Consider the following 14,753-nt stretch of genomic DNA (forward strand, 5'->3'; position numbering starts at 1 on the left):
CCTTTTTCTATATAGTTTATTACTTTTTTTCTGAAATCTAGACTGTATGGCATTGCTGTCAGTTATTGAAAATATACCCTTTTCATTTTACCTCATCACCGTCTTATCCTTAATTGAAACAACTATACGTCTGCTGACGGCTGACGGCTGACGGCTGACGGCACCTCAAGTAGCGCATATGCTTACCTGAACTTGAACTTGAAGCTTGAGCAAAGCATAAAGTAATGGGTAATAGGAAATTGGCTTACAATTCCCCATTACCCATTAGCTTGTCCTAAATTAACAACTAACTATCCTGTAGCCGTTTACTAACCTTCTTTTTGCCTTGTTGATAATAAAACCCAGGCTTTGAGATGGCTAAAATGCTACAATTTAACTGTGACTGTCTTGACCTCGGTGTATTGCTGCAAGCCATACTCCCCAAGTTCACGACCAATCCCAGACTGCTTGAAACCACCGAAGGGAGCAGCGGCATCAAACACATCGTAGCAATTCACCCAGACAGTACCAGCACGGACATTGTTTGCGATCGCATGAGCTTTTGTAATATCCTTTGTCCACACGGCTGCTGCTAAGCCATACATAGTATTATTTGCCCGCTGAATCACTTCATCCATATCTTTGAACTTAATAATGCTCATCACTGGTCCAAAGATTTCTTCTTGGGCAATCTTCATCTGATCTTGGACATCAACAAACACTGTCGGTTCGATGAAGTAACCGCGATCGCCAACTCGACCACCACCACACAACATCTGAGCTCCTTCCTGCTGACCAGACTCAATATAGCCCATCACCTTATTGAACTGTTCGAGATCTACCTGGGGACCCTGTTCTGTGTTAGCATCAAACGGGTCACCAACTGTGCGATTTTGCGCCCGTTTCACGCACTTGTCTACAAACTCGTCATAGCACTTCTCTTCCACAAACAGCCGCGAACCAGCACAACAGCACTGTCCTTGGTTAAAGAACAGGGCAAAGTGAGCGCCCTCAATGCTTTTATCCATGTCAGCGTCAGCAAAGACAATGTTAGGACTCTTACCACCAAGTTCTAGAGTGACCCGCTTGAGGTTACTCTTAGCAGCAGCTTCCATAATTAGATGCCCTACCTCAGTGGAGCCGGTAAAGGCAACTTTATCGATACCCATATGATGTGAGATCGCAGCCCCAGCAGTTGGTCCATAGCCTGAGAGAAGATTCACCACACCAGGAGGGAAACCTGCTTCGATAATCAGTTCACCGATCCGCAACGCTGATAAAGGAGTCTGTTCCGCCGTTTTCATCACCACGGTGTTACCAGCTGCCAGTGCTGGGCCTAACTTCCAAGCTTGCATCAACAGTGGAAAGTTCCAAGGAATAATCTGACCAACCACTCCCACAGGTTCATGGCGCGTGTAGCAGAAGTAGGGTCCGTTGATGGGAATTGTTTTGCCTTGAATCTTATCTGCCCAGCCAGCATAGTACCGATAGCAAGCAATGACTAGAGACACATCTGCATTAAAGGAATCACGATAGGGCTTCCCATTGTCTAGGGTTTCCAGCCGTGCTATTTCTTCCTTGTTTGCTTCGATTAAGTCAGCTAGCTTGTAGAGTAACTCCCCCCGCTGGGTGGCAGACATTTTCGGCCAGTCTCCACTGGTAAAGGCTGTCCTAGCCGCCACTACTGCTTTATCAACGTCTGGGGCATCAGCCTCAGCCACATCACAGATCACCTCTCCTGTTGCAGGGTTAATCGTCTCGAATCGTTTCCCAGAGACGCTGTCTACCCATTCGTTATTAATCAGCAGCTGAGTTGGTCCGATTTTGACCGTTGGCTGTGGTGTTGTCTTTGGTGTAGGGGCAGTGACCATAATCGTCTCCTGTTGTTAAGTTGATTTTTTATGACATCCTCAATTCTAATGGTGGATTGTAAACTGAAAATTTAACTAAAAATATATATTTTATTAATATTTTATTTGAGATTTTTAACTAAATTTAAATTTTTGCTTAATTTTGTTAACACTTTAGCCAGAGTATCCCTAATTATCCCTATGGTCATATCTATAGGGGTTCTGATATTAATCAGGTTGTACACACGTATTTTTTACCTGTTCCCTGTTCCCTATTGTCTATTCCCTAAAATCCCAAGCTTGTGTACCTAAACTATTTGAATATTTGATAAATGCTATAAAATATTACTATCCAATCACCCATTACCAATATTTGGTTGAACTCCATAGGTTTTAAACTTTTCTATAACTATCTGCATTTCTTCCTCACTCAATAATTGAGGTTCTCCATAAATCTTGTTAACGCTGAGGATTTTGAGATAAATTTGAGCCAAGGTTTCTAGCTCTTGGGCGACTTTCAGAGCGTGCCTTAGATCTTTGCCACAGGCAATCATACCATGATTTTTTAACAAACAGGCAAGGGAATTTCCCAATGCTTTTAGGGCGTTGTTGCTAAGTTCTTGAGTGCCAAAGGTAGCATAATCAGCTACCTTTATACTGCTCCCACCTGTCCTAGCAACCATATAATGAAAGCTGGGTATAGGTATACCCATACAAGCCAATGCTGTAGCATGGATGCTATGAGTATGGACAATAGCATTCACATCGGGTCGATTCAACAGTATGTCATAGTGAAATCGCCATTCACTGCTGGGTAAATAACGATTATTCTCAGCAAAAACCGGTTCTTTGTCTTTGCCGAAGTAGATTTTGCAGATTTTATCAGGAGTTAGGTCTTCGTAGTCTAGTCCACTGGGGGTGATTGCTATTGCCTCACCGATACTGTCTCTAACCCTGACACTCACATTACCACTGGTACCTTGATTGATACCAAGACTGTTCATGCGAAGACAGGTATCAATGATCTGCTGGGCGGTTATGGTTTCAACAGGGATTGACTTGATGATCATACTAAGTTGCACCTGATCCGGGAATTTGGGGACTTTATCAGCAATCTTATCCCCCTTTAGCACCACACAAACATAGCAATCCTAATTCCTAGGTGAACAATACTCCCCTAGTTGATTCCCTAGTTCGTTAGTTTGAGTTGCGAACTGTCACTGTTGACGAATCATACAGAATTACTATAGACACCGATGCACCGATAATCCAAACCTATCTTAATGTTTATAAATCCGTATTGTTCCCCTTGCTGCAATCAGAATCAATTGCTATTCATAGCCATGGCAATTAATTTATTGACAATAGGGGATACTATTCTTCAGGTGCGACCCGAACGCGCCCCGCGTCGGCTTTGCCGAAAGGTGCGACCCTAGGGCGATTTACTCGCCCTAGGAGGCGCGTACAAAGAGCGAATTTAATTCTTATAGCACTACGCGCTACTGTTAGGACATTGTCTTGATGCAAAGCGCGAGTGGGGGAAACCCCCAAGACCGTAATGGTGCGTTTTCCGCATCTAATTATTAAATTCGCCACGGGTCGCACCTCTGCATCGCTCCTAAACTCCGAAACGTAAGTAATCGCTTACTTTTGACTTCTGACTTCTAACTTCTGACTTGCGCGTAGCGCTATAATTTGACTTCTGACTTCTAACTTCTGACTTGCGCGTAGCGCTATAATGGGTCAAGCGCACCTAACCATCTTCCCTCTCCTGCCCCTCTTTCTCCTCCTCCCCATCTTCCCCATCTTCCAGCTCTTCCGCTGTTTCACAACTCAAATCGGATTGCTACAGCATGAATTAAAGCCGAGGGACACTCAACAACAAAAGTCACCTATCACTATGGCAAAAGCAATAGGCGACTAACTCCTCTCTATGGATTAGATAATTACATCAATTAGGTAACATTGGCAACAACGGATTGGTACTTGACCAGATCAGCGATCAGCTGTTTGGCTCTTTGACAGTAGCTTGAACATCAACACTCTGAACACCTTCAACCTGGATTGCCAAAGGTGCAATCTGACTCAAGTCATCATCAGACGATACTTTTCCTGAGATAGTCACAATTCCCTCTGCGGCTTCAACTTCCAACTTGCTATTGGGGAGATTGGTTTCTAAATTATTAAGTACTAAACTGGCTAGTTGGTCATCTTCATCAAGGTTTTCTAAGTTACCCAAGGCTTGATTTGGCTCTTGAGTAGTTACAATATTCGACTCGATTTCCTCTTGGGTTCCTTTGACCATGGCATCGCCTTGGTTTCCCTCAGACCGTAAGGTTACTAGTTGTTCATCGTTTTGATCTATAGAGTAGGAGGCTTCATCACTTGTCTTAGCCTCATCGCAAGCAGCAGCACCAAACAGAATCACTCCACCTAGTAAAATTGGCATCAACTTATTCATCTTTGATTTCTCCTTGTTTTCTCCTTGTATTTACTCCAATCCAGTCCGGTTAATCACTTCATATTTAGGTAAATCGCGATATATTAAGTGTTAAGTATTAAGTCAAACTTTACACTATCAAATTATCGAATAAACCTAACTAATAAGTAGTCAAACGGACGGGATATAATTCCCACAAACACCAAACTTATTCAGCAGGTGCGCTTGACCTTGGCGAATTTAATTCGCCATCTGAATTTGGCATGACTCCTGTTGGTGCTGGTTCCGATTGAGCATGAGATCTTGAGGGCAAAATTACATGGTTAACAACATGAATAATGCCGTTACTGGCTTCAATATCTGCTTGAGTTACCTGAGCATTGTTGACAGTAACATTACCGTCTTCACCCACGTGTACTGCCACCGATTTTCCAGCCATAGTGATAATTTCTCCCGACTGGATTTGACTGCTAGGAACTGCACCACTTACAACATGATACTCTAGCAGCTTTACCAGTACCTCTTTGTTTTCTGGTTGTAGTAGACTGTCTAAGGTATTTGCTGGCAGTGCAGCAAAAGCGTCATCGGTGGGAGCAAAAACAGTGTAGGGTCCTTCACCAGCCAAGGTTTCCGTTAAGCCTGCTGCCTCAATTGCTTTAACAAGGGTTTGGAATTGATCATTGCTCGCAGCTTGCTCTACAAGGTTACTGGCTGTAGATTCAGCCTCAGTGGTAGCTGGCATTTCTACCTTTTCACCCTCTTGAAGGGGTTTGCTCAAGGAATCGGGGGCGCTTTCTACCATAGACTCAGTTGCACCATTGACAGCATCTTTAACTGAGTTTTCGGTTTTTTCTTGCGCTATTGCCGGGAAACTGATCAGAGCACTTAATCCCAGAATACCTGTTAGCAACTTAATGCGAGTTTTCATTTAGATCATCTCTCCTGAATGCTAGGTATGGTTAACGCTTTCCAACTAATTTATCGAGCTATAGTGACCGAGGTATAGATAAGCATTCAGCATTCAGCATTCAGCTATCAGCTTATGTGCTACATCACAGCGTCGAAGCCTGTGCCACCCACGCTACTTGAGGTGCTTTTGAATAAAACAAGTAAGCATTGGTTTAATTTCTGTTACGTCAGCTGACGGCTGTTTGCGTAGCGTGAGCTCAAAGCTCACGGCTGACGGCTGAATACTTAACATTCTCACTGATTGGAAAGCTAATTTAGATCAAGTCTAGAAGCCTGATGATTAATTAACCAAATTTTCCGACCATTCCCCATTCCCCATTCCCAAAAGGGGGAGTTTATCTGTTGCAGGTATTTAGAGAATTGGTATTGGTATTTGGTATTGGTATAAGAAGGATGATTTCCTCCTAGGCACAATCTGCCTATAGACGTTTTGGCAAGTTCTCCGAAAATTTTGAGGGTGCCAGAGTCTAAATTACCCTGAATTTCATCTTGTGCCTGTTGGGGGGTTAGACCTGCTAGAATCAAGCCTGTAAATACCCACCCTAACCCGGAACTATTGTTATTGTTTAGTATTTGCTGCATTTGATTCACCACAGTACCTCCCAACTAAATTGATGATTTCCTGGGCTTCATATTTTGAGATTATTACCCAAAAGTAAAAAATTCGGTAAGGATAGAAATTAGGGAGTAGGGATTAGGGAAATGGTATAATGATCAGACAATAAAATCCCAACCTAGAAGCTATTTTCCTAAACCAGCGGTAAACGTATCTCAAAGCAGCTACCAACCCCAACCTCAGACGTAAGGGTGATTTTTCCCCCATGATTGTGAGTGATTGCTTGAGCGATCGCAAGTCCCAAGCCCGTACCCCTCTCTCGGCGAGAACGAGCTTTATCCGCACGCCAGAAGCGATCAAACACAAAAGGCTGATGTTCAGGGGCAATACCAATGCCAGTGTCCTCAATCATGACCAGGGCACAGCGATTCTGTTTGGCAACAGTAAGAACCACTTTTCCTTTAGGGGGTGTGTATTGCAGGGCATTCTCTAGCAAGTTGGAAAATAAACGGGTCAGTTGCCCTTCATCCCCAATGACAGACACTGTTGTCAGGCAGTGATATTCCAAGGTAATCTGCTTATCTTGAGCAAATGATTCTAACAATTCCACCACATTCTGCAAAACTGTGTTGAGGGAAATTGGGACTGACTTTCGGGTCGGAATTGACAAAGCAGCATCAGTGCGAGCTAAAAATAGTAAGTCTTCTGCTAAGTTGCTCATCTGATCCGTCGCGCTAGCAATAGCCACTAACTTCTTAGCATCCTTGGGATGAATTCGCTCAGGATGATTTCGCATCACATCCACAGAGGCTTTAATTGCTGTCAGAGGACTGCGCAATTCATGGGAGGCATCAGCAGTAAACTGTTTAAGCTGCTTAAAACTTTGCTCAATCGGCTCAAGAGCTTTCTGGGTCAGCCAAAGTCCACCGATACCAACAAACCCTAGAGCGATCATTCCTCCCATTCCTAATCCCCAAAATAGTTGGCTTTGGACAATTTCTACATCCTCTGTGGATTGACTGGCTCGAATATAGCCCTCTAGGGATGGTTGGCTTGGTTTCGAGGTGTCCTTAAAAACAGAAATTGTAAACGTCCTAATTGGCTCTGATGTCTCGGGGAGTTGTAGAGTCCACGAACCCAGTTTTGGCGGGAAACTCAACACAATCGCACCTCGGCTTGCCAATAGTTTACCCTTATCATCAAACCATTCTAGGCTTTGTTGATCTCGGTTAAATATATCTCGCCAGGGGACTTCATCAACTTGTTCAATGTATTGACTCCCTTTCTCTTCTACTTCAGTAAATGAGGGGGCGGCGGATTGGGCTAAAGTCCGTAGTTTTTTGTCAAGTTGCTGGTACAGACTCTGTGTTAAAAAAACATACACACCCGCACCAAATACACTCAAAATTGCGGCCATTACCATCAGGTAATACAACAAAAGACGCCAGCGTAGACCTTTAAACATCTGGTAATTAGTAATTAGTAATTAGTAATATAAAACGAATTTTAAGTGCGTTTTATCAAGGAAAAAAGCAAAAGGCAAAAGGCAAAAGGCAAGGGTGCATCTTAAACTTGTAAATCTATAACTAAAGGAAGTGTGGGGCGGGGGCGCGGGAAGTGTGGGGCGGTTGGGGAGAGGGGGAGATAGGAACCCACCCCTAACCCCTCCCAGGAGGGGAATATAGGGAGATGGGGGAGATTTTTATTAAGGGTAATGTCATAAAATGATATTATACTTCTATTGTCCTGAGTGTTTTTGCATGCATTGAGATGCACCCAAAGGCAAAAGGGGAGTGTTATCTATCTTTTTTATTTGATTTTACGCTATATACAGTTTAAATGCACAACAGCTTAATCGGTAATTAGTAATTGGTAATTGGTAATTGGTAACTGACCCAACTATACTTGATATCATTCCTTAGTTCAGGAATACCGTCAACCTGCCAACCTGCCAACTTTCAACCTGCCAACCTGCCAACTTTCAACCTGCCAACCTGCCAACCTTAAACAGTAACAACTGAATAGTTAGATTAGGGTTTTTCTTTCAGACGATAACCCAAACCATAGACTGTCTCAATTAAATCAGAAGGAGCTCCTGCTGCCTCCAGTTTCTGTCGTAAACCTCGGATATGAGCTTTAACGGTTGCTTCTTCTGGTAGTCGTTCAAAGGACCAGAGGTTTTCCAGGATTTGAGCACGGCTAAACACACGGCGAGGATGGCGCAGGAAAAATTCCAGCAGAGCATACTCTTTTGGACTTAGGGACAAGAGGCGGTCTTCATAGAACACTTCACAGGTACTGGGGTCAAGGCGGAGGGAATCCCATTCCAGTACAGGTGGTAAGGTAGTATTTCCCCGGCGCAGTAAGGCGCGCATCCTAGCGGACAACTCCCCTAAATCAAAGGGTTTGACTAGATAATCATCTGCACCAGCATCTAGTCCTACAATTTTATCACTGATGGTATCCCGAGCCGTCAGCATTAGAATGGGAGTAGAGTTGCCTTGGGAGCGCAACTTTCGGCAAAGGGTAATACCATCCATCTTTGGCAGCATCACATCTAACAAAATTAAATCATAGCTGAAACTCTCTACTAGTTCCCTACCTATTTGACCATCATTGGCAACATCCACGACATAATGCTGGTCGGTGAGGTCTTCAGCAAGGGCGTCGGTAATCCGCTCATCATCTTCTACTAGTAAAATCCTCATCTTCAGCACCTCTGAATGATTAGCTGAGTTTTCTCTTTGATTATGACCAATTTTTTGACAACTGTATAAAAATCGGGGAGTTTTCCATGACACTGGCAAGATGATTGATACTAACTCCGCTTAATCACTTACCAAATAGAGCAGTTTTCAATTGGGTCAGGGACTTACACCCTTCGGGTTTTAGGGAGTAGGGAGTAGGGAGCATGAAGTAGGGAGCAGTGGAGAGGGTTGTACGTTTTTTTTTATAACTGAATAATCTCCAATTTCAATGGGCAACAGCTTATAAAGCATACTAATAAAAATATACTAATATCTGTAAGCATTCAGCTATCAGCCCTCAGCTATCAGCCAAAGGCCTGTGGCCAACGGCTGACCCCTAACTACTGTTCCCTTAGCGTGCGCGTAGGGCATATGCTTAGATGGGATTTTTATGACACTTTCAACTCTGATTCATCTCGAACTATTAGGTGCGACCCGTGGCGAATTTAATAATTAGATGCGGAAAGCGCACCTTTAAATTCTCTTGAGGTTTATTTTAAGCATTAGGCTGACAGCTGACAGCTGACGGCTGAATGCTTACTAATATCTTGCACCATTGTCATTAATCGTAGGGTGGGCAGTGCCTACCAACGCGCTTTGCAAGCTTGATTATCTGTCTGGTGCACTGCCCACCCTACATGAACCAAGCTTATTGAGAATGGTGCAAGATGTGAGTATAGCAATTATTATTTGGATGAGGGACAAATTACTGCTCCATAAAACCCAGATATTTGTACCTTATCGAATTTAAAACCTCTGTATTTAGGTGTAATCAGGGAGTATCTTCCGGATCGAGCATTGATAGCTCTGTTGATATTGATAGAAAAAAAACAAGCAGCAATTGATTATGAATTTACCACCCAAAATTCCTAGCACGGCAGAGGCTTTAGAGAGGGCGCTTAACCTCTTGGGAAATCGTGCCACTGGTAACTTAAAGCGTGCTAAACAAGAGCTAATTGACCTCGTAGGTGAGTATCCCACGCCTGAGGTTGCCACGATCTGGAAAAAGAATCTGAGAAAGAAATTCCCTCAGGCTCAAGATTGGGAGTTTGAGACTACAGTCGGCAAAATCATTACCTTTACGGACTTAGGGGTAGAGGTTGAAACTAAGGATAATACCAATTATAGCAGTTATCAGTTTTGGTTTGTACCCTATCGTAAAATCAGTGGATTTACTGTCTCAAGGCCACAAAACATTCACTTCAGATATCATTTTCAAAATCACCATTGTGAGCAGTACCATATTCAATTGCATTTTTTAGAACAAGACCTTAATCAGGGGTTTCGGTATAATCAGGTGATATGTCCTGCTAATACCCTGAAACACTTGAAAAACTTCCTGATTGATAAAATTGGTAGAGCTTAAGATCAATTAGCGATCGCAAGGACCCTGATGGTAAATTTACCTCAGGGTGATCAATTCCAAGATTAAGGAATTGGCAAGACGGGCGATGGCAAGTTTTGATATAATAAAAGAGGGAAGGAATACTATCAAGTAGAGTTGGGTAAATTAGCAATTAGTAATAGACCTCTGATCAAAGTATTTTTTGATACTGTTATCGTCAATTATTTTTACCTTGTCCAAAGTTGCCGACAATGGCGGCAAAATCTAATTAGCAATTATTCTCAATCATGGCACGACTTACCCAAGGCCACTGGGAGTGTTAGCGGATCAGTACGATTATGATCAAATATGATCAAAGTGTAAAGAATTATTTCGAGCGGGTTCCATGAAACGCATTGTACTGATAGCAGGATTTGAATCCTTCAACGCTGACTTGTACCGCAAAGCTGCTGAGTTGGCAACCATACGCTGTCCGGAACTGGATATTAGAGTATTTAGCGATCGCGAAATCACTGCCAACCCTGATACTGTAGACGCTGCCCTCCAAGATGCCCAAGTCTTCTTCGGTAGTCTACTATTCGATTATGACCAAGTGTTATGGTTACGCGATCGCATTCAACACATCCCCATCCGCTTGGTATTCGAGTCAGCTCTAGAACTGATCAGCCTGACTCAAATTGGTCAGTTCAAAATTGGGGATAAACCCAAGGGGATGCCCAAGCCAGTAAAATTCATCCTGGACAAATTCAGCAACGGACGGGAAGAAGACCGCTTAGCCGGTTATATCAGCTTTTTGAAAATTGGTCCGAAGCTGCTGAAATATATTCCTGCTAGAAAAGTCCAAGACTTGCGCAATTGGCTAATTATCTACGGTTACTGGAATGCTGGTGGCTCAGACAATGTGGCATCTATGTTCTGGACCTTGGCAGAGAAATACTTAGACCTGAAAGTTGGAGAAATTCCGCCACCAGTGGAAACTCCAAACATGGGGCTACTCCATCCGGACTACGACGGGTATTTTGAATCCCCACGACAATACCTAGAATGGTACAAAAACTTCAAAGTTAAACAATTAAACGTTATTGGGCAAAGCCCTACCAGCCCGCTAGCTTCTCAAAACAACCTTGGCCAAAAGGCCACGCTACGCTCTCAACCCACCAACCTTCAACCCACTAACCTTCAACCCACTAACCTTCAATCCACTAACCTTCAACCCACCAACCTTCAACCCACCAACCTTCAACCCACTAACCTTCAACCCACTAACCTTCAACCCACTAACCTTCAACCCACTAACCTTCAATCCACTAACCTTCAATCCACCAACCTTCAACCCACTAACCTTCAACCCACCAACCTTCAACCCACCAACCTTCAACCCACCAACCTTCAACCCACCAACCTTCAACCCACCAACCTTCAACCTGCCAACCCTAGAGAAAACCCTGTTGTCGGGATTCTGCTTTATCGGAAACACGTAGTTACAAAACAACCTTATATTCCCCAGTTAATTCGCTACTTTGAGGAAGCTGGATTAACTCCTTTACCCATCTTTATCAATGGTGTAGAAGGTCATGTAGCCGTGCGGGATTGGATGACATCTGCTTATGAAACCCAACAGCGGCAACTGGATAACGTAGAAACTCCTTCCCTGTCTAAAGACGCTGTAGAAGTGGATGCCATTGTTTCTACCATTGGTTTCCCGTTGGTAGGGGGTCCAGCTGGTTCTATGGAAGCAGGAAGACAGGTGGCTGTAGCAAAACGTATTCTCACTGCTAAGAATGTCCCTTATTGTATTGCTGCACCCCTACTGATTCAAGATATTTACTCTTGGACAAGACAAGGCATTGGGGGGTTGCAAAGTGTCGTTTTATATGCATTGCCGGAATTGGATGGAGCGATTGATACTGTACCCCTAGGTGGTTTAGTCGGAGAAAATATTTATCTGATTCCCGAACGAGTTAAGCGACTGACTGGACGGGTGAAGCGTTGGATTCAACTCAGACAAACCCCACCAGACCAAAGACGAATAGCGATTATTCTCTATGGTTTCCCTCCTGGGTATGGAGCAACAGGAACAGCAGCCTTATTGAATGTACCGCGATCGCTTCTTAAATTCCTCCACGCTCTCAAGGAACAAGGTTACACTGTTGGGGAATTACCAGAAGATGGGGAAGAACTAATCCGCTGGGTGAAAGCAGCAGACGAAGGGTTGAATGGTGACAGCTTGAATGGTGACAGCTTGAATGGTGAGCAGTTGAATGGTGAATTTTCTAACCAGCAACCAGCAACATTCAACCACCAACATTCAACCAGCAACCACCAACCTTCAACCACCAACCACCAACCTTCAACCAGCAACCAGCAACCAGCAACCACCAACCACCAACCTTCAACCTTCAACCTTCAACCTTCAACTAGTAACCTACCCTTCTCGAACGCCAAAGGCGAACAACCAGCAACCACAGTTAACGTTAAAACCCTAGAAGAATGGCTAGGCTACTTGCTAACTACCCGTATTGAGAAACAATGGCAATCCTTGACTGGTACAGGAATCAAAACCAATGGGGATGAGTTCGAGATTGGTGGGATTGAGTTAGGAAATGTCTGGATTGGGGTACAACCACCCCTGGGTATTTCTGGAGACCCGATGCGGTTGATGTTTGAGCGAGATTTGACTCCACATCCCCAGTACACTGCCTTTTATAAGTGGTTACAGAATGATTTTGATGCCCATGCGGTGGTGCATTTTGGCATGCATGGCACCGTGGAATGGTTGCCTGGTTCGCCCCTGGGGAATACGGGGTATTCTTGGTCGGATATTTTGCTAGGAAATATTCCGAATCTGTATATCTATGCCGCCAATAATCCTTCAGAGTCAATGTTGGCCAAGCGTCGGGGTTATGGGGTGTTGATTTCCCATAATGTACCCCCTTATGGTCGAGCTGGTTTGTATAAGGAGTTGGTAGTGCTACGGGATTTAATCTCGGAGTATCGGGAGGATCCTGAAAAGAATTATGCCTTGAAAGAAGCAATTTGTAAAAAGATTGTCGATAGTGGCTTGGATACCGATTGTCCCTTTGAGGATGCTAAGGGCTTGGGAATTGCTTTCAGTCCAGAGAATGCCCAGATGTTTAGTGCTGATTCCTTTAATCGCTATCTTGTCAAGTTGTACGATTACCTGCTAGTGCTGGAACAACGGTTATTTTCCTCTGGGCTGCACACTCTAGGTCAAGTGCCTGATTCGGAACAGTTAGGGTCTTACCTCCGGGCGTATTTTGGGGAGGATGTCCCCGAAGCAATGGTTAAAGCCATTGTCGATGGAGAATTTGAACCGCAAACACCCGAAGGAAGTGAACAGGTCGAGGATGAGAAGGTTGAAGAGGCGTTACGGATTGGTGAGTTGTTGATGCAGACTGGGGAGGAGTTGACGAATTTGTTGCGGGGGTTGAATGGGGAGTATATTCCTCCAGCTCCTGGGGGGGATTTGTTGCGGGATGGTCCTGGGGTTTTGCCAACAGGACGGAATATTCACGCTTTGGATCCTTATCGGATGCCCTCTCCGGCAGCTTATGAACGAGGAAGGGAGGTGGCCAGGAAAATTATTGCCCAGCATCTTGAGGAACATCAGGAGTATCCGGAAACTGTTGCGGTAATGCTATGGGGATTGGATGCGATCAAGACTCGTGGGGAATCCTTGGGGATTTTATTGGAGTTAGTAGGTGCAGTACCTGTTAAAGAGGGAACGGGACGGATTGTACGGTATGATTTGATGCCCTTGGCTGAGGTAGGTCATCCTAGAATTGATGTGTTGGCAAATCTCTCAGGGATTTTTCGGGATAGTTTTGTCAATATTGTTGAGCTGCTGGATGATTTGTTCCGTAGGGCGACTGAGGCAGATGAACCGGAGGAAGAGAATTTTATCCGCAAGCATGGGTTAGCGTTGCGATCGCAAGGGGTAGAAAATGTTTCTGCTCGGTTGTTTTCTAATCCAGCCGGGGATTATGGTTCTCTGGTCAATGACCAAGTAGTCGATGGTAATTGGGAATCGGGGGATGAATTAGCGAATACCTGGCAAAGCCGCAATGTATTTAGTTATGGACGGCAAGATAAAGGTCAAGCCCGTCCCGAAGTCATGGAGCAGCTGCTAAAAAGTACCAGTCGTATAGTCCAGGAAATTGATTCAGTGGAATATGGGCTGACGGATATTCAAGAATACTATGCTAATACTGGAGGCTTGAAGCGAGCAGCAGAAAAGCAAGGGGGTAAGACCGTTAATGCCAGTTTTGTGGAAAGTTTCTCAAAGGATACTACACCCCGGAAGCTAGAGGATTTGTTGCGGTTGGAGTATCGGACAAAGTTACTTAATCCGAAATGGGCTGAGGCGATGGCCCATCAGGGGTCTGGGGGAGCTTATGAGATTTCCCAACGGATGACAGCATTAATTGGTTGGGGGGGTACTGCTGATTTTCAAGATAACTGGGTGTATGACCAAGCAGCAGATACTTATGCCTTGGATGAAGAAATGGCCAAGAGGTTGCGACAGGCAAATCCTGAGGCATTTCGGAATATTGTAGGCAGGATGTTAGAGGCAAATGGGCGAGGATTCTGGGAACCGGATCAGGAAACCTTACAGAAGTTACGGGAGTTGTATGACCTCGCCGATGAGGAGATTGAAGGCGTGACGGCTGTAGGATAAGAGGGTGTGGGGTGAGCGAGTGTGGTAATCGGGTGAAAATCTGGCGTTGCTTATTCTGGGTATGGTTTTGCCCCCCTAACCCCCCAATTCTGGGGGGAATAAGACCTTCAAAGTCCCTTCCGGTGCGCGCCTCCTAGGGCGAGTAAATCGCCCTTGGGTCGCACCGCA

General features: G+C 44.4%; 11 protein-coding genes. 3 read left to right on the top strand and 8 right to left on the bottom strand.

The features are described from left to right. Window positions 1-365: 365 nt before the first annotated feature. The 8 genes from F6K63_RS34665 to F6K63_RS34700 form a co-directional block, all read right to left on the bottom strand. Window positions 366-1,850: an aldehyde dehydrogenase family protein gene (locus F6K63_RS34665; protein WP_287314640.1), complete on the bottom strand. Its 1,485-nt coding sequence runs from the start codon at window positions 1,848-1,850 to the stop codon at window positions 366-368. Window positions 1,851-2,185: 335 nt separating this feature from the next. Then, window positions 2,186-2,965: a class II aldolase/adducin family protein gene (locus F6K63_RS34670; RefSeq protein WP_008181334.1), complete on the bottom strand. Its 780-nt coding sequence runs from the start codon at window positions 2,963-2,965 to the stop codon at window positions 2,186-2,188. Between the two features lie 238 nt (window positions 2,966-3,203). Next, window positions 3,204-3,425, bottom strand: a complete 222-nt coding sequence (locus F6K63_RS34675) for a hypothetical protein (RefSeq protein WP_131826966.1) — start codon at window positions 3,423-3,425, stop codon at window positions 3,204-3,206. A gap of 406 nt (window positions 3,426-3,831) precedes the next feature. Next, window positions 3,832-4,290 (bottom strand): BON domain-containing protein, encoded by a 459-nt coding sequence (locus F6K63_RS34680; protein WP_008181329.1) that lies wholly within the window; start codon window positions 4,288-4,290, stop codon window positions 3,832-3,834. Between the two features lie 187 nt (window positions 4,291-4,477). Continuing rightward, complete coding sequence (locus tag F6K63_RS34685) at window positions 4,478-5,197, bottom strand: fasciclin domain-containing protein (protein WP_008181327.1); 720 nt, start codon at window positions 5,195-5,197, stop codon at window positions 4,478-4,480. A 290-nt stretch (window positions 5,198-5,487) separates the two neighbouring features. Continuing rightward, window positions 5,488-5,820, bottom strand: coding sequence for a hypothetical protein (locus F6K63_RS34690; RefSeq protein ID WP_131826965.1), 333 nt, complete (start codon window positions 5,818-5,820; stop codon window positions 5,488-5,490). Between the two features lie 167 nt (window positions 5,821-5,987). Further along, entirely contained in the window at window positions 5,988-7,259 is a 1,272-nt protein-coding gene (locus F6K63_RS34695; protein WP_008181323.1) for a sensor histidine kinase, read from the bottom strand. 565 nt (window positions 7,260-7,824) lie between these two features. Next, window positions 7,825-8,502, bottom strand: a complete 678-nt coding sequence (locus F6K63_RS34700) for a response regulator transcription factor (RefSeq protein WP_287314641.1) — start codon at window positions 8,500-8,502, stop codon at window positions 7,825-7,827. A 619-nt stretch (window positions 8,503-9,121) separates the two neighbouring features. Between F6K63_RS34700 and F6K63_RS34705 the strand changes: the two genes are divergently transcribed. From F6K63_RS34705 to F6K63_RS34715, 3 genes are all read left to right on the top strand, one after another. Further along, on the top strand, window positions 9,122-9,292 hold the full coding sequence (locus F6K63_RS34705) for a hypothetical protein (protein WP_287314643.1): 171 nt from the start codon (window positions 9,122-9,124) through the stop codon (window positions 9,290-9,292). A 96-nt stretch (window positions 9,293-9,388) separates the two neighbouring features. After that, the gene (locus tag F6K63_RS34710; RefSeq protein ID WP_287314644.1) at window positions 9,389-9,907 is read left to right on the top strand and encodes a hypothetical protein; all 519 of its coding nucleotides are present in this window, start codon (window positions 9,389-9,391) and stop codon (window positions 9,905-9,907) included. A 364-nt stretch (window positions 9,908-10,271) separates the two neighbouring features. Beyond that, window positions 10,272-14,585, top strand: a complete 4,314-nt coding sequence (locus F6K63_RS34715; protein WP_287314646.1) for a cobaltochelatase subunit CobN — start codon at window positions 10,272-10,274, stop codon at window positions 14,583-14,585. Window positions 14,586-14,753 lie beyond the last annotated feature (168 nt).

Origin of the sequence: Moorena sp. SIO1G6 (assembly GCF_010672795.1) — a bacterium.
In the GTDB taxonomy this organism is placed as follows: domain Bacteria; phylum Cyanobacteriota; class Cyanobacteriia; order Cyanobacteriales; family Coleofasciculaceae; genus Moorena; species Moorena producens.

Coding starts and splice junctions, on each gene's coding strand:
- F6K63_RS34685 (WP_008181327.1), bottom strand. CDS start 5,197: ATGAAAACTCGCATTAAGTTGCTAACAGGTATTCTGGGATTAAGTGCT.
- F6K63_RS34710 (WP_287314644.1), top strand. CDS start 9,389: ATGAATTTACCACCCAAAATTCCTAGCACGGCAGAGGCTTTAGAGAGG.
- F6K63_RS34680 (WP_008181329.1), bottom strand. CDS start 4,290: ATGAATAAGTTGATGCCAATTTTACTAGGTGGAGTGATTCTGTTTGGT.
- F6K63_RS34695 (WP_008181323.1), bottom strand. CDS start 7,259: ATGTTTAAAGGTCTACGCTGGCGTCTTTTGTTGTATTACCTGATGGTA.
- F6K63_RS34665 (WP_287314640.1), bottom strand. CDS start 1,850: ATGGTCACTGCCCCTACACCAAAGACAACACCACAGCCAACGGTCAAA.
- F6K63_RS34700 (WP_287314641.1), bottom strand. CDS start 8,502: ATGAGGATTTTACTAGTAGAAGATGATGAGCGGATTACCGACGCCCTT.
- F6K63_RS34690 (WP_131826965.1), bottom strand. CDS start 5,820: ATGCAGCAAATACTAAACAATAACAATAGTTCCGGGTTAGGGTGGGTA.
- F6K63_RS34715 (WP_287314646.1), top strand. CDS start 10,272: ATGAAACGCATTGTACTGATAGCAGGATTTGAATCCTTCAACGCTGAC.